Origin of the sequence: Loktanella sp. S4079, from assembly GCF_000967725.1 — a bacterium.
Classification (GTDB): Bacteria; Pseudomonadota; Alphaproteobacteria; order Rhodobacterales; family Rhodobacteraceae; genus Yoonia.
The window spans coordinates 542360-563250 of record NZ_JXYE01000003.1 but is presented as its reverse complement, the minus strand read 5'-3'; the positions used below and the strand labels follow the sequence as shown (position 1 = coordinate 563250).

Genomic DNA, 20891 nt, shown 5'->3' with positions numbered 1-20891 from the left:
AACCCCTTTTTACCAAATTCACACAAAAAAGATGAAAAAGATAAGAAATGTAACGAAATCAATGGGTTGTGATCCCTTCAGTGAAGGACGGGATGCTCGGCTACATATCCCAGCTCACGCACAACACTATATATGGATGCTTCTACCCTTCAGCACACAAGATAAAACGGAATCAAGCGTGAGCCGTGCCAGCGCTTGATTCCGATCCGACTGCAATTCAGCCTAGATGATGGGCAAAGAAAGCTTGTGTGCGCTGATGCGCCTCTTCGGCTGCGGTTTCGACGTAGTCGTTTGGCCGCGCATCATTTGCAAAGGCGTGCCCGGCGCCGTCATAGATGTGGACTTCCATTGACGGAAAATAGGCACGGGCCGCATTAAGCATCTCTGCTGGAACGTGGCTATCATCCGCGCCCCAATGACCCTGTACCGGAACCTGTAATGGGGCGATCTGATAGGTGGGTAGTCGTGTCCCGTAGAAAGCGACGCTCGCCGCGACATCGAGAATTTGGGCAGCGCGAATAGCCAGCCCACCACCCCAACAGAATCCGATGACGCCGACCTTACCACCTTTCGCCTTGAGCGATTGGACCGCTGCATCGACATCAAGCATGGTCGTTTCCAAATTCGCCGCAAGCATGAGATCACGACCGCGCAGCGCCTCGGCGAAGGGAATAACCGCATCCTTTTGCTGACGATCGAACAGCGCAGGGATCGCAACATCATACCCAAGCGCAGCATAGCGATCAGCGACCCCCTTGAGCTGATCAGTAACGCCAAAGATTTCTTGCAAGATCACAATGCCGCCCCGGCGTGCCCCTTTGGCGGTTGCCATCCAGCAATCAAAGGAATGGCCATCAGTCGCCTGAATTGTAGTCATCATTGGATTTTGTTCCTCATACAATAGAAAGGAAGAGACCCGCCCGTGCCGCGCGGGCAGGTCAATTTGATTTATTCGCCGACAGTCACGCCGACCTCTTGATAGAAACGCAATGCGCCTGGGTGGTAAGGTGTGACGCTTGCTGGTGCCATTTGATCAAACTTAGCACGGTTAAACGCCCCGAATGATTGACCCAATGCCTCTTTATTACCATGGATGACCTTTACCAAATCATAGACTGTTTGTTCGTCAGCATCGGCGTGGGTCAACAGCATCCAAGGAACGCTCACGAGGTTAGCACCCCAATTCTGCAACCCGTTGATGTTTTCGTTCTGTGGGAGCGTGGCGATTGAGCCACTTGGCAACACGTCTTCTAGCGCCTGAGCGGCCTCATCTCCGCTTTCCATTGAAATATAGCAAAGACCGCCGCGCGACTTGAGCTGAACCGCCGCTTGTTGACCGGCACCGGCATTCAAGCTGACCAATGCCAAATCAACGAGCCCATCACCCAAAGCATTAATCCCAGCGACAAAGCTGGATACGGGCACTTGATCGAAATCTTCGTAAGTTAGCCCGCTCGTCGCCAAGGCACCTTGGATATAGAAAGGAATAATTGTCGAAGATGTATATTCAGAGGCGATCCGCAGATCATTGCGCCCTTGAAGATCAGAGATGCTTTCAAGACCGAGGTCGCAAGGCGCCATGATACCTGTTGTCAGACCGAACATCTCGCCGACCAAACGCACATTAGGATGCTCGCGGGTGAAATTCCCAGTGCCTGTCAGCGCAAAGCTCGCCTCGGCACCGTTTGAGTAGCCAAAGTCGACTTCGCCAGCGTTCAGCAGTGGCATATAACCAACAAGCGGTTGCGTGCGCACGGTGATCCCGTTGTCGTTCGCAACAACGGCGACAGCTTGGCCAGAGTTGTAGGCAAGCGATCCTTGCGCACCTGTTGCCATCGTGACCACTTGGGCCGTTGCTGCCGATGCAAACATCATCGCACTCAGGCCAAGACCTGCGAATGATAGTCGTTTCATGATTTTTCCTCCCATGGATAAAACGTTTAAGTTGCTTGATTGGTGGGGGCGGCCTCTCCTCTTGCCAGCCGGACCACCGCGCATGCCAGCAACACCAGCACCGCTGCGAAATGCACCCAGAGCGGCACCGCAAAGAAACCAAGCGGCAAGGCAAGGACGCCGAAGCCTCCGAAACCAAGACGCCAGAGATGGTTCAGGCGCCCCGCCCAAAACCCGACAATCGCGATTGTGACGCCGCCAATTCCGAATGCTGTCAGTGCTGTCGAGAGGAAGATCTCTTGGGCTGTGCCCTCGAACAGCAGGGCGGGCGTCGCGACAAATGCGAATGGCAAGATAAAGGCCGCCCAACCAATCCGCATCGCAGCGGCACCCGTTGCAAATGAACCGGCACCGGAAATCGCAGCAGCGGCAAATGCCGCGAGCGCAACAGGTGGGGTGATCATCGACATCATGCCAAAATACAAAATGAACAGATGCGCCGCGATCGGTGTCACACCTGCCTCGACCAAAGATGGCGCGACCAGGCTTGCCAATAGAACGTAGACCCCTGAAGTGGGCATCCCCATGCCCAAAATGATGCAAACCACAGCTGAAATCAGAAGCAACAGGAACAAGCTGGACCCAACAGAGTCGACCAACATCAATGTCAGCGCAAAACCTAGCCCGGTGACGTTCAATACCCCAATGACGAACCCCGCAGCGGCCACGACAAGGATCAGGTCGACCATGGATGTGCCCGTGCTGACAAAGACCTGGCCAAACGTTGCAAAGGTCAACCGCGTTCCTTTGTAGCCCCGAATTGCACCCGCTGCGACAATCGCGATTGAAGCAAGCAACGCGGAGTCTTCTGGATCAAGCCGCAATCCAAACAACCCGTACAACAAAACGGCAAATGGGATGAGGAAATGCCACCCCTCAGCCAGCACCTTGCGAACAGTTAGGTTCGCATCTTCGGGGGCTGCAATTCCGTCGCGCGCCGCAATCAGATCAACTTGGGTAAAAACGCCAAGGTAATACAAGGCAGCAGGGATCAAAGCCGCCGCTGCGACAGAGGTATAGGGAATGTCCAAAAACTCGGCCATAAGAAACGCGGCCGCACCCATAATCGGCGGAGTCAATTGACCACCAGTTGAAGCGACAGCCTCGATCGCGCCTGCATCTTCTTTGGAGTACCCACCGCGCTGCATCATGGGCACGGTTATCACACCGGTTGTCGCAACGTTCGAAACCGCAGATCCAGAAATCGACCCAAACAGCGCCGACCCGACAACCGCAATCTTTGCGCTTCCGCCGCGTGCCCGACCGGTCGCGGCCATCGCCAGATCAGTAAAGAAAGCGCCGCCGCCTGCCGCAAAAAGCAGCTGACCAAAGAATACGAACAACAAGACTGTGACTGTGCCGACCGCCAAAGGCGACGAAAAGACCGCAGAGCTGTCAAACCCCACGTAATCGACCAACCTCACGGGTGATAGCTCTCGCCCAATGAGCCGACCCGGAACACGATCAGCAAACAATGCATAGATCAAGAATAGCCCGACGATCGAAAACAGCATCCAGCCTGCGCGTCGACGGACGCCCTCCATGACGCCTACCACGACAACGCTTCCGACAAGTGTGATTTGCCATGGGCGATAGAATTGCTCTTGTAGAAGCCAAACAAAATGGATTGCCGCATAGATCAAGGTCACAAGACAAATGAGCGCAAAGACAATGTTAATGAAATGTGGCCGGGTGACAGGTCGTCCACGCAACCCATAGCTCAGAAAGGCAATGGATAGTGCCAGCCCTAATTGCAGCGCCATATATTGCTGACGCAAAATCGCAAACCCAAGGCGGGTGTGCGCCTCGATATTCCATAAAATACAGGCAACACACATCGTGGTCGCCAAGAAGGCAACTGTCCGGCGCGTCCAAACGGATTGCGTGTTCAGATCAGACATCTGCGACCTCCTCTGGCCAGTAAAGCCGCATCGGATTATCGACCAAAAGCTTGCGCTGAAGTTCCTTTGTCGGTGCGATCTGGGGGATCAGATCGACCAACGCCCCATCATCAGGCATATGTGAACGCATATTGGGGTGCGGCCAGTCAGTCCCCCACAGGACACGATCCGGATAGGCCTCAACCAGATATCGCCCAAAAGGCACAACATCGCCGTAGGGTGGGCCCGATTGTGTCAAACGCTCGGGGCAAGAAACCTTGACCCAGAACCGTTCATCTTTATCCAACAGTTCGCGCACGTTTGCGAACCCGACATCCTGCAAACCACCTGACGCATCAGGACGCCCCATGTGATCAATCACGATGGTGCCGGGCAGGGCGGTAATAAACGACGCGAGATCCGGCAGTTCTTGGGACTCGAAATAGACAACGATGTGCCAACCCATTTCCGCCGCGCGTTCAGCGATACGAATATAGTCGCCCTTGGGCGCATCCCCGACAAGGCGCTTGAGAAAGTTAAACCGCACGCCCCGCACGCCACCCTGATGCAAACGCAAGAGTTCTGCTTCGGTTGTATCCTTTTCAATGACAGCAACGCCGCGCGCACGTCCGTCTGATCGTGCAATTGCGTCAAGCATCGCCGCGTTATCGGTCCCGTGGCAGGTTGCTTGGACAATGACGTTGCGCGCAAATCCTAGGTGATCACGCAGCGCAAACAATCGCGCTGCCGGAGCATCAACAGGCGTGTATTTACGCGTTGGTGCAAAACTGAACTGATCAGCAGGGCCAAAGACGTGACAATGGGCATCAACAGCACCGTCCGGGGGACAAAACTCTGGCCGCTTGGGGGCAGGGTGAAACGACATATAATCGGTCGCAGGCCCTGCCTGAACCGTGTCATTGTTTTGAATTACATGCGATTTCGCCATCAAGATGTCCTCCCGCGTGGCATCGTGCCTGACGGGTCATCATTTGAAAAATGGATATTTGTGTAATACAACATTCATCAAATTAATGGACGACTGAAAATGCTTGGTAATTTTGATCTTAACCTCTTGGTTGTTCTGCATGTACTTCTCGAAGAGCGTAGCGTCACCCGCACCGGAGAGCGTCTGGGCCGCACCCAATCGGCTATTTCAAACGCCTTGAAACGGCTGCGTGATCGGTTCGAAGATCCTCTTTTGGTGCGTACGCCTGATGGGCTCAGCCCGACACCGCGTGCGGCCGAACTCGCCCCGATTGTGGCCCGCATTATTCAAGACGTGGGGATTTGTGCAGCGCCCCGTACAGATTTCGATCCTGCAACAGCGCAAGCCAGCTTTGCGATTGGTGCGCCAGATCGGTTTAGTCTGCCAGTGTTCCTACCCTTACTCAAACACCTGGGCCGCGTTGCGCCCAGAATTGTGGTGAACCTGCGCACAACTGACCGTGACTATGCCACCCGACTGATCGAAGATGGCGAGATTGATCTAGCCGTGGGTTGGATCGACGGAACGCCACCGCATCTACAAACAAGCTTTGCCTACGAGGACCGCTTTGTTTGCTTGTGTAGACAGGATCACCCCCTGATCGAAAAAACAAAGCAACCAAGCGTCGACGATATCCTGAAATATTCTCATTTGGTTGTCAGTTCGACGAGCGACCGCCGGGCAGCTTTCGATGCTGTGCTTGCCGAACATGGCGTTAAACGTACAATTGCGGCGACATTGATGAGCTTTACAATCGTCCCAGAGCTTTTGTTGGAATCTGATTTGATTGGGGTCTTTACGAACCGCGCCAGCGAATATTTTGCCGCACGCTATGGGCTCGCGACCGTCCCGGTCCCTCTCGAGGTTGCGCCCATTGCAAACCACCTGATCTGGCATCGCAGGTTCGAAGAGGACCAAGCCCATGCGTGGCTGCGTCAGCAATTGGAAATGGCGTTTACAGGCAAGATGCGCGAACCAAATCTCAGGCGACAGCGCAAAACACGCTAATTTGGCCACGAAACGATACGCGAAATTCAGCGTATTGCCGCTTAATCCTTGAGGCCAAACGATGTTATCTATGTGGCAAAATATTGACACACATCGCGGCTGCACGTAAATTGCTGACTCGAATGTGCCAGCATTTAATGGCACTCCGTTCGTATTCCGGACGTCACCAAGTAATTTCCGCCTTCGGGCAAGTCGTTCTCTCACAGCACATCACGGTTTGGGTGAACGGTTGAGTAGTGATTTGAGAGGGAGTTAGTTCGCCGTGAACTACGTATTTGAGACCGATAATATCGGCGTCGATATTGAAGACATTTCGCTTACCGGTGATTTCACCATAGAATTCAACATTTTCTTTGAACCGGGCACAGAGATCGCAAAGAATGACGGGGCTGTTTCATCATCTGTAGATGGCGGCAATGACATCAATTTCTTTGATGGCATTCCTCGGTTATATGACGCGAATATGGGTGACGTTGTTGTTGGCGTTAACCCACTTGAAACGGGTGAGTGGAACCACATCGCCCTTGTTCGCGAAGGTGGGACCGTCCGGCTATACGTTAATGGCGTCAACGAAGCGAATTCGCTGACCCAGAACTACACCGATACTTTTGTCATCTCAGAGCTCGCGTCGAGTATCGTCGGCGGCCTTGAAGGGCGCATGGACGAAGTGCGCGTATGGTCGTTGGCGCGTCCGGGTGCAGAAATTCTGGCGAATGCCAACCAGACGCTCGATCTTGCAGGTGGCAACCCTGTGGGATTGGAACGCTACTACCGCTTTGACGAAGACACAGGTCACATTGTCGATGCGACAGGCAATGCCGAAACAGGGCACGATCTGCACCTTCCGACCGGCTCGGATATCGTCGAGGACGACACCGTATTTGATACCCCAGTGGGCGACGCAGGCGGTTTCATCGACACCAAGGTGGTGACGGGGCTGTCATTGCCAACGGATATGGCGTTCTTGCCTGATGGTCGGATGCTCGTAATCCAAAAGAGCGGTGAGGTCGTCATCGTCGAAGACCCAAGCGTCGCCAACAGTCCAAAAGCCATCTACATGGACCTAAGCGCCGAGATTGAGAACTCTCGAGAATCTGGCCTGCTGAACATCGAAGTTGATCCAAACTTTGATGAGAACGGCTATATCTATCTACTTTATACCGACCTTGCCGAACAACGGACAACGGTTGCCCGTTTCCAGCATGAGGAAAACAGTGGCGGCGCGACCAGCACCGCAGATCCCGCTGATAAAACAGTGCTTTGGCGTGAATTCGACATCTATTCACAAAAAGACCACCAAGGCGGCGGCATGGCGATTGCCTATGAACCCATCGACGCCAGCGATCCAAGCCCGTACAAAATGTACATCACGATCGGCGAAGAATTCGAAGGCGATAACGCCCAAGACATGACCCACGATGATGGTAAGGTGCATCGGATCAATCTGACCGACGGGTCTGTACCTGCCGACAACCCATATTATGACCCCGCCGTTGCCGCGACCTATACACCGCATATCAACACGCAGACTGCGATTTCGACCAGCGCCGAAAATTTGGCGATTGATCCAGAAGGTGTCATCACAACCATCTATAGCTATGGGCTCCGCAATCCATTCCGAGCCGAATACGACCAAGAGTCGCAAACGCTTTGGATTGGTGAGGTCGGCGGTAACGGGCGCTACGCAACCGAAGATATTCACATCGCCGCACCCGGCGCCGATCACGGCTGGCCAAACTACGAAGGATATCTACCCGACCCAGATGATCCCGGTAGTCCGATCTATAGCTACATCCACGCCTCTGCACCCGGCCAAGACCAGTTGCCCAGCTATGGCGATTCAGGGTCATCCGTTTCTGGCGGTGTCGTCTACCGAGGAGATCAGTTCCCAACAGAGTACCAAGGCGTCTATTTCTATGGCGACTGGGTGCGGAACTGGATTCGCTACCTCGAAATTGATTATTCATCTGGCGAACCTGTGCTGGTCTCGGACAATCACTTTAAGAACGCAAGTGGTCAGGTTCTAACATTTGCCGAAGCACCAGATGGCACGCTGTATTACATCACCACCTTCCAGACCGGGAACATCTTTAACTTCGAAGGGGCCGTGAACCGGCTTGAGTATAGTATCGGTAACCAAGCACCCGGCGGAACAGGGATCATTCTTGATCCTGGCGAGGACACCAGCCTAACCGCGCCTTATACGGTGACCTTTGAAACAGATGCATTTGATCCTGACGGAGATGCGCTGACATATCTTTGGTCCTTTGGTGACGGCCCAGACATTGACGGGGACGGGATCGGCGACGGCGCAACATCCACCGAGCAAAACCCGACCTACACCTATACGCAAGAGGGGCAATATACCGTCGAACTGATTGTGACCGACGAAAACGGCGCACAGACGGTCTATAACCCTGCAACCATCACGATTGGTAACGCACCAACTGTAACCATCGACACGCCAGTCGAGGGCCAGACGTTCCGTGCAGGCGACATTATCACCTTTACCGGATCGGCCACCGACCTAGAGGATGGCGCGCTGTCAGGCCCCGACGTGTTTTGGTCGGTCAATCTGGCACATAACGAACACTTCCACCCGGAAATTGCAGCTGTCGAAAACGTGCCCGGCGGTTTCCAGTTTGAAATTCCCTACATTGGCCACGACTATTTCGAAAGCGTGGGCTACCAGATTTCACTCACGGCAATTGATAGCGCCGGCCTGACCACCACTCAGACGATTACGATCATGCCAGAGGAGTCAGTCACCACTTATGACATGCCTGACGTTCCGGGCTACACATTTACCATCGATAGCATCGCCTTTACCGGGGATCAGACCCGCGACAACCTGATTGGGTTTAACCATATCGTCAGCGTACAGGATTCTTATGTAAGCGACGGTTTCCAATGGGATTTCTCGCATTGGGAAGACGATCCGCTTCTCACAGATACAACCCGTACTTTTGTCGTGCCCGAAACAGATTCCATTCTGCGCCCGGTCTATGTTCAAGGTGCGCCTGTCGGGCCAGTTGATGCCATTGACGATGAAGTGACCGTTGCGGTTGGCGATCTTAACGGTAACGCGGTGAACCTGCTTGGTGATGTCATGATCAATGACACCAACCCAACGGGTGACCCGTTCCAAGTTGTCGGAGTCGATGGGTACAAAGTGACCGGTGCACCAAAATCTGACACCACGCTGGATAGCCTAGGCGCCTATGGTTGGGTTTGGGGTGACAACGGCGGACAGTTCCGCGTTTACCAAGACGGTCGTATCGAATTCCGCGACCGTGATCTGCAATTCGCTGATCTTGCCGAAGGCGAAACCGCAACCACCAGCATCAGCTATACAGTTGGCGATGGGGATGACACGGATCAGGCAACCTTTACCCTAACCATTCAGGGGGCTGGTGCACCCAATACCGCGCCAACAGGCACGGGTATCGTGCTTGACCCCGGCGAAGAGACAGGACCGAATGCACCCTATGAGGTGACATTTGCATCGGATGTCAACGATGCCGAGGGGCATTCACTGACCTATGCTTGGGACTTTGGCGATGGAACAACGTCGGATGCCGCGGCACCGACGCATACCTACACTGATGTTGGCGTGTATACCGTAACACTTACTGTGACCGACGAACTGGGCGCCAGCACCACCTTTAGCGAGGCGACAATCGACGTGGGCAATGTGCCACCGGTGGCGGTCGACGATAGCTTTACGCTTGAGCCGGGGTTCGATCCGGTTGCCAACCATCTTCATATTCTTGACAACGACTATGACCCAGATGGTGCGCTAAATATGCAGGTCGTTGAGATCATCAGCGGCCCGACATTCGGCACCATCGAAATGATGGACACCGCGCAAGAGCTGGCTGACCGTGGGCTACCTGCAGGTCACTATGGGCACGCCGAATACACTCCGTTTGACCCCGAATTCGAAGGTACCGACAGCTTTACCTACCGCGTCCAAGACGCCGAGGGCGAATGGTCAAACGTGGCAACAGCCACGATCAACGTGACCAGCACCCCACCCAGCGTCGTTGATGCCGTTGATGACAGCCTAAGCATTGATCTGGCCGAGATTAGCAGTGGCGATTGGACAACCTTGCCCCTGAATATCTTTGATAACGACGGCACGGCTGACTTTGACCTGTTGCAGCTTGACGGTTTCAAGGCAAACGGCATCGCGATTTCAACAACCAGCTTTGACTCTCAGGGCAGGCTGAAGACTTGGTCAGATGGTGGCGGCTTATTCCGCATCCGCGATGACGGGACCGTAGAATTCCGCGATCGCGATTTCCAATTTGCGGATATGGCAGAGGGTGAATCTGTTACTCTGTCCATCTCATATACAATTGGTGACGGGACCGAGACAGATAGCGCCTCAATCGCGCTCACGATCACCAATGGCGAGGCCGGGCCACCCAATACCGCGCCAACAGGCACAGGTATCGTGCTTGACCCAGGCGAAGAGACAGGACCGAATGCGCCATACGAGGTGACATTTGCATCAGATGTCAGCGATGCCGAGGGCCATTCACTGACCTATGCTTGGGACTTTGGCGATGGAACAACGTCGGATGCCGCGGCACCGACGCATACCTACACTGACGTTGGCGTGTATACCGTAACGCTCACTGTGACCGACGAACTGGGCGCGAGCACCACCTTTAGCGAGGCGACAATCGACGTGGGCAATGTGCCACCGGTTGCGATCGACGATAGCTTTACGCTTGAGCCGGGGTTCGATCCGGTTGCCAACCATCTTCATATTCTGGACAACGACTATGACCCAGATGGTGCGCTAAACATGCAGGTCGTTGAGATCATCAGCGGCCCGACATTCGGCACCATCGAAATGATGGACACCGCGCAAGAGCTGGCTGACCGTGGGCTGCCTGCGGGCCACTATGGGCACGCCGAATACACGCCATTTGATCCCGAATTCGAAGGTACCGACAGCTTTACCTACCGCGTCCAAGACGCCGAGGGCGAATGGTCAAACGTGGCAACAGCCACGATCAACGTGACGTCCGGTACAAGCAACAGCGCCAACGCCGGGGCTTTGTTATCGCAAAACAATGGGAATGGCATTGATGTCCAAGATCTGACGGTGACTGGCGACTATACGATTGAATTCTGGATCGCGTTTGAGCCGGGCAGCAATATCAACAAATACGATTCCGTGATCGCCGGTGGCACATATGATCCCGCGCCGAATGACGACAGCGCAACGGACGGTATCTTTGGCAACGACCTAAACTTCCATGCCGGACAAATGCGGCTCTATTCAACAGAAACCGCTGGATCGTCAGATGTGATTGTCGCGAATACCGCACTGACCGCGGATGGGACGTGGAACCACCTCGCGTTGGTACGCGAAGGTGATGACTTTACCATCTATCTGAATGGCGAAGTTGACGCGAATGCAACGATGGCGCTGGATGCAGATCTATTGATCGAAGACATTGCCACCAACGTGCGCGAGACCAAGGCACTTGGCGGATCGCTCGACGAGCTTCGCATTTGGGACGACGCCCGTTCTGCCGCAGAAATTGCCGATAACATGGGCACCAGCATTGACCCATTCTCGGATGATCTGCTGCGGTATTACCAATTCGATGACGATGAAGACATCGTGGATTCAACTGGAAACGCGGAAATGCCTGGCGATTTAGCCTATACGGACATCGCCGGCATCGAGTGGACGCAAGCAGACGCGTTTATCTTCTAGGGTAGGGGTGCTTCGCATGATCGGCGCAAAATCAGTGTCCGCACATGATACCGGGGCGTTCGCACCCTCAAAATTAGAGCGGCACCTTCCCGCTCTGATTTTGCTCAGTGGGATCGGCGTCTTTGTTCTTAACTTTTGGCGCAATCGGTTTTTCTTGCATGACGACGCATATATTTCGCTGAAATACGCCCAAAATTTTGTTGAAACGGGCGAACTCACCTGGAACCTTGGCGAACGTGTCGAGGGATATACCAATTTTCTCTACGTGATTTTGACCTCGGGGTTGTTACGGCTTGGGGTCGACGCGGTTGACGCGCTTCGGATTCTCAATGGGTTAGCCATTATTCTGATGGCAGGTGCGGTCTATTATGCCGCACGAAATATTGCGCCTGAACGCAAAGAGTTACACGCGCTCTCGATTACTTTGGCCATTGGGAATGTATCGGCTGTTGTCTGGTTTTTTGGAGGTCTAGAGGCCCCCGTTGCAGCCGCGCTCATTGCGTGGGGAATGGCCTTTGTTGTCGCTGCGATGCTTGCTGAAACCTCTGCCAGACAGATATCACTTTTCGTCGCTGCTGGTATCGCGCTTGCGCTCACAGTGCTCACTCGGCCAGATGGTGTCATTGTGGTGGCTTGTGCCTCTATTGCCTTGCTGTTCACCAGTTCCGGCGATTGGAAAACACGGCTGCGGAACGCTGCAATCGTCGGGGGAATCCCCTTTGTCGTCTTTATGGTGCATATGGTTTGGCGGATCTCGTACTACGGCGACATCGTTCCTAATACGTTCCACGCGAAGGTCGGACTGGATTTATCCCACCGGATCGGAAAGCTGGCCGATTACCTGCTAAAATCTGCGCTACTTTACCTGCCAGTCATCAGTTGCGCCGGAGCAGCCGTTGCAGCGGCGATAATCTGGGGACGGCTGTCACGTATTGCCATCACGATGTTGATCATCGCAGTCGGATTTACGCTTTATATCGCGTGGTCCGGCGGAGACCACATGGCCGCTGCAAGGGTCTTTTTGCCGATAACAGGTGTTTTGACGCTGCTGGCCATTCTTGCAGTCAATTCACTCAAAGAAGGGGCGGGCAGGGTAGTTTCGCTCATCCTCGTTGCAATGATCTGTGTCGCAGCGCTGAATGCGCGCGCATTCCGAATGGACTGGGCCGCTTTCAATGGAACAATTGTCGGGCGCTATATCGAACAAAACTGGCCTGCGGGATCGCTCGTCGCGCTCAACACTGCTGGCTCAACCCCGTTTTTCGGCGCATCGCACCGGTACATTGATATGCTTGGCCTGAACGACCGTACGATTGCACTGCGCGAAGATGTTCCGATCTTGGCGCGTAGGCAGGCCATGCCGGGCCACGGCAAGGGCGACGGTGCATATGTGCTGTCACGACAGCCTGATTACATTATTCTCGGTGGCTCTGAAGGGATCGACATAGCAGATGCTGCCAAGTGGTTTTTGACAGGTGTTGAACTATCAAGCACTGACACCTTTGCCGCATGTTACACTAAGAATACCGTCACACTGCCAGTGCCCGAAGACCTGCAAGCATCTCGTCCAGAAAAGAACGAACTGCTCTTTACCTACTATGAACGCAGCTGCGCAGATTGAACTATTCGTACTGCCTGTTTTCGCTTAGAAATCAAGCATGGCACATGATCTAAATCTGAACGCAATGAACTATTTCGAAGCCGTCGCACGATTGGGCGGCGTTAGCAAAGCGGCAGAGGAACTGAGCGTTTCGCCCTCAGCGGTGAGCCAGCAAATTCGCACGCTTGAACAACAATTCGGGGTGCGCCTATTCCGGCGGGAAAAACGGCGATTGGTTCTCACGCTTGATGGGGAACGGCTGTTCCAGACAACGACACAAGCGTTTCGCATGATGCGTGACGTGCGTTCCGCGATCAAACGCCAAAGAGAAAACCGCCATTTCATTATGCGTGTGTCACCGTCCTTTGCCGTGCGGTGGTTAGGTCCACGCGTCAAACAATTCCTAGATCGCGTTCCCAACTGGGACCTGCGGATTGATGCGGCACCGGATTTTTCGGACTTCGATACCGAAGTTGTTGATCTCGATCTCCGCTACGGAGAAGGAGGCTGGGCCGGGCTGCACGAAGAATGCGTCCTTCATGATTATGTACTTCCAATGTGTTCGCCCGAATACCTCGCCGAGCTCAAATCCCAATCGGACAGCCCGATCAGCCAGCTCTTGAACGCGCGTTTGATCGACTCGGTCAAGACGCATTATCGCTGGGATTTCTGGCTCGCCCGGCAAGGCGTCATGGGCGAGCGGCTGGTCTATCCCCTGCGGTTTGACCGTTCATCAATGGCGCTTCAAGTCGCGCGCGATGGCGGCGGCGTCGTATTGGAAAGCACAACATTGGCGATCAACGAGTTGCAAAGCGGAGCATTAGTGCCGTTGTCGACCGCCTTTGAAGTGATCCGCTTTCCCGCCTATTGGATCGTTTGCCCGACGCGGCATACCAATCGCCGGATTGTTCGGCTGTTCAGTGATTGGATGTATTCTGAAGGAGCAGCGCATGACACACGTGTGCGCGAAATCATCGCTGAGCTCGGTTGTCGCATCCGAGACGAAACCGGACCCAAAGTGCCAGGTGTAGAATTCATGCCAGCGGCAAACGACTGACCCCCGCGAATTGCAGGGGTCAATCATTTTTGCGTTCAGTAGATCGTCAGGAAAGGCAGGTAACTGATTAACATCAGTACCACGATGGCGACCGCATAGAACGGAAGCAGCGACTTAACCACCGCCCCAATCGAGGTCTGCGCAATCGCGGCGGATATGAACAATGTTGTACCCACCGGCGGCGTATAAAGCCCAATCGCAAGGTTCACGACCATCATTAGTCCAAGCTGCACAAGATCAAGACCAATCGCATTTGCAATCGTCACAAAGAGCGGCCCCAGTAGCAAAACCGCTGCTGGCAGATCAAGGAACGTTCCGACGATCAGCATGATCACATTCAAAGCAAGGATGACCATCCAAGGCTCTGTCAACGCACTCGTTACCCATAGCGCAAGCGTCTGCGGCGTGCGTTCAGCCGTGAGAATCCATTGAATCGCACTTGATGACATGATGATAATCATTACTGCGCCCGTCATGACGCCTGTGCTAATCATCGCGTTCCAGATTTCACGTTTGGTCAAATCACGGTAAACCACACCTGAAACAAATAGCGCATAAGCCACCGCCATAACCGAGACTTCGGTCGGGGTCGCGATCCCAAATCGCAGCGTCCCAATCACAAATATCGGCATCAACAACGCTGGCAGGGCGTGCCAAAGCTGCGATTTATACGCACGAAACCCTCCTGGCAGTTCGGCCGTCGGCAGGTCAAGACGCTTGGACACAAAGTAGACCGCGCTAAACATACCCACACCCAGCAGAATGCCCGGAATGATCCCTGCGACAAACAGATCAATGATCGACGTGTTGGACACCAAACCATAGAGGATCAGCGGAATAGAAGGCGGAATCAGCACCGAGACCGTCGATGAGGCAGAGTTCACCGCCGCGGCAAAACCTGCTGGATAGCCTTCCTTGCGTTGGACCGGGATCAACGCATTACCCAAGGCAGAAGCGTCTGCCACCGCAGACCCAGACACGCCGCCAAACATCACCGATCCGATGATGGAGACCTGCGCCAGCCCGCCCTTGAACCGTCCAACAAAGAGCTTGGCAATATTGACAAGATACTCACCAAACTTGCCCGACATCATTAAGTTGCCTGCAAGAATAAAGAACGGGATCGCCAACATCGGAAAGCTCTGCGTTGGCGAATACAGACGCTGCGCGATGACAGCCATTGGTTTGCCATTTGCCCAAAGTGCAACCCCAGTAGCGCCAAGCATGGCTTGGGCGACAGGAACGGACACGAGCAAAAGAACCGGAAAAACCCAGATCAATAGTTTGACCATTTCAGGCTCCTTTTAACTATAACTGACCTGCGCATCTTTGCTGTCTGATTTGCGAACGAGCAAAGCACGCACAACATTCAATCCGGCGTTCACTGCCATACAAGAGAATGCGTAGTACAAGCTGATGTATCCCCAGTACTGCGACACGGGAATTTCTGACAACCGCTGGAATTTAGATGCGTTGATAATGGGTTGACTGGTTTTGACGACCATCACGGCGATGACACAAACCAGAACATTGACCGCAATCGAAAAGATAACTTGGACCTGCCTTGGAAACGCCTGAACAAGAACATCAACTGCGATGTGATGCCCCCGCACAGAGGCCACAGCAATGCCGCCCGCAACCAGCCAAGGAAACAAGATCGCATGGATTTCGTAAGCCCAAGCGAGACCGTCACCCATCGCGTAACGCAAGAATACATTCACCAACAAAGCCAAAAAGATCGCAAGCAACGTTCCAAAAATGATCAAAGAGCCTGACCATTCAATCGCGCGATCTACGCCATCAAGAACACGGGTCAGAGGGCGGAATTTTCCGCCCTCTGCGTTGATATCCCGGTCAGGGGTCACTGTGCAGCCTCGCGCAGTGCGGTGATCATGTCACCGTATTGCGCCGCATAGGTTTCGTAGACACTCGCGGTTGCATCAATAAACGCCTGACGGTCTTCAACTTCTGAAAAAATCGCACCCTCTGCTTCCATGGTGGCACGCAGTTCATTGCCTTGGGACAATGACAGACCACGTTGGTACCAACCGGCCTCTTTCGCTGCTGACTCGACACATGTTTGCGTGCCTTCATCCAGCGAAGACCACCACATCAAAGAAGCAACAACTGGGGTCGATTCATACTTGTGACCGGTCAGGGTTACATAGGGCGTGATCTCGTGCAGCTTTGCAGAGTAGATGTTTGTCAGCGGGTTTTCTTGACCTTCGAAGACACCCGATTGCAGTGCGGTTGGCAGTTCTGACCAAGCGAGCGGAGCAGGGGATGCGCCCAGCGCTTCGAAGGTTGCGATCGTGACCTCATCGGATGGCGTCCGGATTTGCATACCATCTAGATCAGCCGGCGTTGGAACGTTTTTACCTGTGTGTGTCACGTGGCGAATACCGTTGTCCCAGAAGGTCAGGATTTTCAGGCCAGCATTTTGCGCCTTTGCGTCCAACATGTCACCAACTTCGCCGTCAACGACGGACCAAACGGTCGGCAGGTCTTCGAACAAGAACGGCAGGCCGAGCATCCCAGCTTCGGGAACGATTTGCGCAAGAGGTCCTTGGCTATTTGCAGAAATTTGAATGATACCAGCAGCGGTCGAGGTCAGCATCTCAACATCGTTGCCCATCGTCGCTGACGGCGCAACGTTCACCGTTGTTTCACCACCCGTACAGGCTGGAACAAGTGCTGCAAACATTTCCGCAGCGGCATAGCGCGGGTTCCCAGGGTTCGCACCGTGGGCAAAAATAATCTCGTCGGCAAATGCTGGCGCAGCAGTCGTAAGGACGGTCGCACCCAAAATTGCGGCTTTGATAGTCGATTTCATCTGTCTTCTCTCCCTTTCTTCAGGCGGTCTCCTCCCCGCCTTTGCCGGGTTGCCCGGCGATTAGCCGACACGCGCAATGCATGACGGGATTCGAAGCTGACCGCCACCCAAATGCGGCGGCCAGCGGTATCAATTAGTGAATGAGTGAACCACCGTTCACGTCGACTTCGGATCCGGTGCAATATGCGGACAAATCAGAAGCCAAGAACAAGGCACAACCCGCAACATCGTCGGCAGTACCCGCACGACCCATTGGGATGCCTTCCAACACAGTGGCGCGCATTTCTTCGGTTAGTTTCCCGGCAGTAATGTCAGTCGCAATAAAGCCAGGGCAAATCGCGTTGAAACGCACATTATCTGGCGCACATTCGCGCGCCATAGCCTTGGTCAGACCAAGAATCCCGGCCTTGGCGGCAGAGTAATGCGGACCACCGAAAATGCCTCCGCCACGTTGTGCAGATACCGACGACAGATTCACAACTGAACCAGTTTTACGCGCACGGAAATGAGGGATAAGCGCTTGGCTCATGTACAATGTTCCGCGCAGGTTCACATCCAGAACCGCATCATAGTTTTCAGGAGCGATATCCATGATTTTCAATGGTTGCGTGATGCCCGCATTGTTGACCAGAATATCAACCGCACCCCATTTCGCGACCAGTTCATCAGCGGCGGACTGACAAGCCTCTTTGTCGATCACGTTGCATGCCAGACCGATATGGCCCTCACCCGGCAAATCATCTGCGGCAGCCTGCGCTTGCTCCAGATCGAGATCCAAAATCGCAACGGTTGCGCCGTGCTCTGCAAATAGCTTGGCGGTTGCTTTCCCCAGACCACGCGGAGAGGCCGCGCCAGTGACGATGGCAAATTTACCGTCCAAAAGTCCCATTTTGTTACCTTTCATATTGACCGCTTTGCTAAAGCCAGCTGCGGATTTGTTCGGCGACCTTTGTTGTGCTGAGGCCGTACATGTCGTGCAAAGTGGGCAGCGCGCCCGCTTCGAGAAATTGATCGGGCAGGCCGATTTGCCGGAACGTAGGTGTCACACCAGCCCGCAACAGAGTGCTTGCGACGGCCTCGCCCAGACCGCCGATCACGGTGTGATTTTCGGCTGTCACCAAAAGACGCCCCTTTGACGCCTCGGCAATAATGGTATCGGTATCCAGCGGCTTGATTGTCGGGCAGTGCAGAACCGCGACATCGATATTGTCCTTTGCCAGCAATTCGGCAGCATCCAATGCACGCATCGTCATAATGCCAGAGGACACAACCAGCACATCAACACCCTCGCGAATGATCTGTGCCTTGCCCAATTCGAACTGATAGTCGGGCTGATAGCGTGTCAGTACTTCAGGTACTTTTCCACGCAGTAAGCGGGCGTAGACAGGTCCATTATGGTCAACCATAGCAGGGACCATCTGGGCCACATCGGTTGCATCCGCTGGATCAATGATGGTCAGGTTCGGAAGCCCTCGGAAAATCGCAAGGTCTTCGGTGGCTTGGTGGCTTGGGCCATAGCCAGTCGTTAGTCCCGGTAGACCGCAAACCATTTTAACAGGCAAGTTTTCTTCGGCGATTGCCATGCAAATAAAGTCATAAGCGCGGCGCGATGCAAAAACGGCATATGTCGTCGCGAATGGCACAAAGCCCTCGTGCGCCATTCCTGCTGCGGCAGAAAACAGCAACTGTTCGGCCATACCCATTTGATAAAACCGATCTGGGTTTTCTTGGGCAAAGATATGCAGATCGGTGTATTTCGCCAAATCGGCAGACAGACCTACAATACGCGGATCTTTGGCAGCGACCGCGTTTAATGCATGCCCGAACGGAGCAGACACCGTATCGTACCCTTCGGCTGCCAACGACGCGATCATGGCACTGGTCGCCACCTTTTCTTTGGGCGCTACACGGGGTTCGTATTTTCGCGCGCGTGCGTTGGCGGTCATGCTGGCGCTCCTTGGTCAAGAATGTCGATCGCCTTGTCCCATTCGTCAGCTTCGACGCGAACAAAATGGGTAATTTCACGCGTTTCCAAAAAGGGCACACCTTTACACATCAGGGTATTGGCGATGATTACCCTTGGCCTTGGCTCTGAGAGATTGCGGGCAGCGTCAAATGCTTTGACCAATGCCTCTAGGTCGTTGCCGTCAACACGTTGTACATGCCATCCAAACGCCTGCCATTTGTCGACAAGCGGTTCGGCAGTAAGGGTATCTGTCGATTTCCCATCGGCCTGTTGATCGTTAAAATCGACGATGCAAATGAGGTTATCCAACTTATGGTGGGCCGCGCTCATTGCGGCTTCCCAAGTTGAACCTTCACCCAATTCACCATCAGACATCAGGTTATAAACGAACTGATTTGTCTTCTTGGCCTTTAGGCCCAGTGCCATGCCAACCGCGATACCCAGACCGTGACCCAGCGATCCGCCAGTCATCTCCATCCCAGGCGTATAAGATGCCATACCTGACATCGGCATTCGGCTATCGTCCATCCCATAGGTGTCGATTTCTTCCTCTGGCAAAACGCCCGCTTCGATCAATGCGGCATACAGTGCAATGGCATAGTGACCGATGGATAGCAGGAACCGATCGCGTCCTTCCCACTCTGGGTCATCTGCTCGCATGTTCAGGGCGTGAAAATATGAGACGGCGAGCACATCTGCAACGCCCAGCGCCTGACCAACATAACCTTGGCCTTGGACTTGGCCCATCAGCAACGCCTTGCGGCGAATAGCCCAAGCCCTTCTTGCCAATGACACATTGGTCAGTGGTGTGGCAGTCTCCACCATTTGATATCCTCCCGACTGCGGCAAATCTGCGCCGCGGTTGTCGGTGACCATGGCCTCGAAAGTGAATAGAAATCCATCAAGAATACTTAAATACGTTTGAAGTATTTCTTCACAGTTAACCTACGAGTTTCCATTTCCTGATGCTGGTTCTTTGGATACCAATTTGGGTCAATCAGGCCGGTGTTAACGCAAACATCGGCGGGAGGATCACGGAGGACATCATGAAACTGGGTTTGGGCAGCTATGCCTATCGTTGGTCTATCGGCATCAAGGATCAGGTCCCGGCAAGACCTATGGACGCATTCGCAGTGCTAGAACGGGCGGACGCGCTGGGGCTTACGGTCGTGCAATACGCCGACAACATGCCGTTGGATCGTTACACCGAAGCGGATCATCATCGGCTATTTGAGCAAGCGCAACAAAAGGGCATCGCGCTCGAATTGGGTACGCAATGTTTCGACGCTGACGAGGTCGATCGTTATCTAGACATCGGTCAACGCCTGCATGCAAAGATCATGCGTGTCGCGCTCGACGAGGCAGACGGCCATATGGAGGTTTCCGAACTCGCCGAACAATTGCGCCCGCGTGTCGACAAGGCCCGCGCGAAGGGCATGAAAATCGCAATCGAAAACCACTTTAATTATCCGTCCCCACGGATGGTCGAATTGCTAGATACAATTAACGACGATCATCTTGGTGTTTGTCTGGATGTTGCCAACTCGATTTGTGCAAACGAATGGCCCGAAGAAACCATTCAAATGCTGGCACCATACACAATCAACCTGCATCTCAAGGATTATGAAATTACCCCAGACCCCTACGGCGTTGGGTTCCGAGTGCATGGTGTGCCGCTCGGCCAAGGGCGTGCACCAATCGCTTGGACGCTTGATCAACTAAAACACTGCCCACCGGACATGAGCGTCATCCTCGAACATTGGCTGATGATTGATGAAACGGGCCTCGATGGGGCAATCGCCAAAGAGCAGCCTTGGATCGAACAAACGGTCGCCGCCGCCAAAGAATTTACAAAAGGACGCTAAA

General features: G+C 53.9%; 16 protein-coding genes. 6 read left to right on the top strand and 10 right to left on the bottom strand.

Annotated elements, in window-relative coordinates; all coding sequences use genetic code 11:
* Positions 1–199, top strand: a 199-nt coding sequence (locus TW80_RS18300; protein WP_204218496.1) for a hypothetical protein, incomplete at its 5' end; no start/stop codon positions are given.
* An 18-nt stretch (positions 200–217) separates the two neighbouring features.
* Here the strand turns inward: TW80_RS18300 and TW80_RS12000 are convergent.
* From TW80_RS12000 to TW80_RS11985, 4 genes are all read right to left on the bottom strand, one after another.
* Positions 218–880 carry a dienelactone hydrolase family protein gene (locus tag TW80_RS12000; protein ID WP_045997605.1) on the bottom strand — a complete coding sequence of 221 codons (663 nt, stop codon included), beginning with the start codon at positions 878–880 and terminating at the stop codon, positions 218–220.
* 68 nt (positions 881–948) lie between these two features.
* A complete protein-coding gene (locus TW80_RS11995; protein ID WP_045997604.1) occupies positions 949–1914 on the bottom strand; it encodes a TAXI family TRAP transporter solute-binding subunit in 966 nt (321 codons plus the stop codon).
* Positions 1915–1940: 26 nt separating this feature from the next.
* On the bottom strand, positions 1941–3854 hold the full coding sequence (locus tag TW80_RS11990) for a TRAP transporter permease (RefSeq protein ID WP_045997603.1): 1914 nt from the start codon (positions 3852–3854) through the stop codon (positions 1941–1943).
* On the bottom strand, positions 3847–4782 hold the full coding sequence (locus TW80_RS11985; RefSeq protein ID WP_045997602.1) for an amidohydrolase family protein: 936 nt from the start codon (positions 4780–4782) through the stop codon (positions 3847–3849). The genes TW80_RS11990 and TW80_RS11985 overlap by 8 nt, the downstream gene beginning before the upstream one ends.
* A 99-nt stretch (positions 4783–4881) precedes the next feature.
* Here TW80_RS11985 and TW80_RS11980 point away from each other — a divergent pair, with 99 nt between their 5' ends.
* From TW80_RS11980 to TW80_RS11965, 4 genes are all read left to right on the top strand, one after another.
* Positions 4882–5829, top strand: coding sequence for a LysR family transcriptional regulator (locus TW80_RS11980; protein ID WP_045997601.1), 948 nt, complete (start codon positions 4882–4884; stop codon positions 5827–5829).
* 262 nt (positions 5830–6091) lie between these two features.
* A complete protein-coding gene (locus TW80_RS18295; protein WP_045997600.1) occupies positions 6092–11569 on the top strand; it encodes a PKD domain-containing protein in 5478 nt (1825 codons plus the stop codon).
* A 16-nt stretch (positions 11570–11585) separates the two neighbouring features.
* Positions 11586–13190 carry a hypothetical protein gene (locus TW80_RS11970; protein ID WP_157033256.1) on the top strand — a complete coding sequence of 535 codons (1605 nt, stop codon included), beginning with the start codon at positions 11586–11588 and terminating at the stop codon, positions 13188–13190.
* A 37-nt stretch (positions 13191–13227) separates the two neighbouring features.
* Positions 13228–14226 carry a LysR family transcriptional regulator gene (locus tag TW80_RS11965; RefSeq protein ID WP_045997598.1) on the top strand — a complete coding sequence of 333 codons (999 nt, stop codon included), beginning with the start codon at positions 13228–13230 and terminating at the stop codon, positions 14224–14226.
* Between the two features lie 35 nt (positions 14227–14261).
* On the opposite strand, the gene TW80_RS11960 is transcribed toward TW80_RS11965, so the two are convergent.
* From TW80_RS11960 to TW80_RS11935, 6 genes are all read right to left on the bottom strand, one after another.
* Positions 14262–15518 carry a TRAP transporter large permease gene (locus TW80_RS11960; protein WP_045997597.1) on the bottom strand — a complete coding sequence of 419 codons (1257 nt, stop codon included), beginning with the start codon at positions 15516–15518 and terminating at the stop codon, positions 14262–14264.
* A 12-nt stretch (positions 15519–15530) separates the two neighbouring features.
* On the bottom strand, positions 15531–16091 hold the full coding sequence (locus TW80_RS11955) for a TRAP transporter small permease (protein WP_052700973.1): 561 nt from the start codon (positions 16089–16091) through the stop codon (positions 15531–15533).
* Complete coding sequence (locus tag TW80_RS11950; RefSeq protein WP_045997596.1) at positions 16088–17059, bottom strand: TRAP transporter substrate-binding protein; 972 nt, start codon at positions 17057–17059, stop codon at positions 16088–16090. Before TW80_RS11950 ends, TW80_RS11955 begins: the two co-directional genes overlap by 4 nt.
* A gap of 133 nt (positions 17060–17192) precedes the next feature.
* Entirely contained in the window at positions 17193–17948 is a 756-nt protein-coding gene (locus TW80_RS11945; RefSeq protein ID WP_045997681.1) for an SDR family NAD(P)-dependent oxidoreductase, read from the bottom strand.
* A gap of 28 nt (positions 17949–17976) precedes the next feature.
* Positions 17977–19005 (bottom strand): transketolase family protein, encoded by a 1029-nt coding sequence (locus TW80_RS11940; RefSeq protein ID WP_045997595.1) that lies wholly within the window; start codon positions 19003–19005, stop codon positions 17977–17979.
* Positions 19002–19850 (bottom strand): transketolase, encoded by an 849-nt coding sequence (locus tag TW80_RS11935; RefSeq protein ID WP_045997680.1) that lies wholly within the window; start codon positions 19848–19850, stop codon positions 19002–19004. The genes TW80_RS11940 and TW80_RS11935 overlap by 4 nt, the downstream gene beginning before the upstream one ends.
* A 221-nt stretch (positions 19851–20071) precedes the next feature.
* On the opposite strand from TW80_RS11935, the gene TW80_RS11930 reads away from it, so the two are divergent.
* On the top strand, positions 20072–20890 hold the full coding sequence (locus TW80_RS11930) for a sugar phosphate isomerase/epimerase family protein (protein ID WP_045997679.1): 819 nt from the start codon (positions 20072–20074) through the stop codon (positions 20888–20890).
* Position 20891 lies beyond the last annotated feature (1 nt).

Bases quoted from the DNA above. Each gene is read 5' to 3' on its own strand.
- TW80_RS11935 (WP_045997680.1), bottom strand. From the start codon at position 19,850: ATGGTGGAGACTGCCACACCACTGACCAATGTGTCATTGGCAAGAAGG.
- TW80_RS12000 (WP_045997605.1), bottom strand. From the start codon at position 880: ATGATGACTACAATTCAGGCGACTGATGGCCATTCCTTTGATTGCTGG.
- TW80_RS11970 (WP_157033256.1), top strand. From the start codon at position 11,586: ATGATCGGCGCAAAATCAGTGTCCGCACATGATACCGGGGCGTTCGCA.
- TW80_RS11940 (WP_045997595.1), bottom strand. From the start codon at position 19,005: ATGACCGCCAACGCACGCGCGCGAAAATACGAACCCCGTGTAGCGCCC.
- TW80_RS11990 (WP_045997603.1), bottom strand. From the start codon at position 3,854: ATGTCTGATCTGAACACGCAATCCGTTTGGACGCGCCGGACAGTTGCC.
- TW80_RS11930 (WP_045997679.1), top strand. From the start codon at position 20,072: ATGAAACTGGGTTTGGGCAGCTATGCCTATCGTTGGTCTATCGGCATC.
- TW80_RS11995 (WP_045997604.1), bottom strand. From the start codon at position 1,914: ATGAAACGACTATCATTCGCAGGTCTTGGCCTGAGTGCGATGATGTTT.
- TW80_RS11980 (WP_045997601.1), top strand. From the start codon at position 4,882: ATGCTTGGTAATTTTGATCTTAACCTCTTGGTTGTTCTGCATGTACTT.
- TW80_RS11945 (WP_045997681.1), bottom strand. From the start codon at position 17,948: ATGGGACTTTTGGACGGTAAATTTGCCATCGTCACTGGCGCGGCCTCT.
- TW80_RS11960 (WP_045997597.1), bottom strand. From the start codon at position 15,518: ATGGTCAAACTATTGATCTGGGTTTTTCCGGTTCTTTTGCTCGTGTCC.
- TW80_RS11985 (WP_045997602.1), bottom strand. From the start codon at position 4,782: ATGGCGAAATCGCATGTAATTCAAAACAATGACACGGTTCAGGCAGGG.
- TW80_RS11950 (WP_045997596.1), bottom strand. From the start codon at position 17,059: ATGAAATCGACTATCAAAGCCGCAATTTTGGGTGCGACCGTCCTTACG.
- TW80_RS11965 (WP_045997598.1), top strand. From the start codon at position 13,228: ATGGCACATGATCTAAATCTGAACGCAATGAACTATTTCGAAGCCGTC.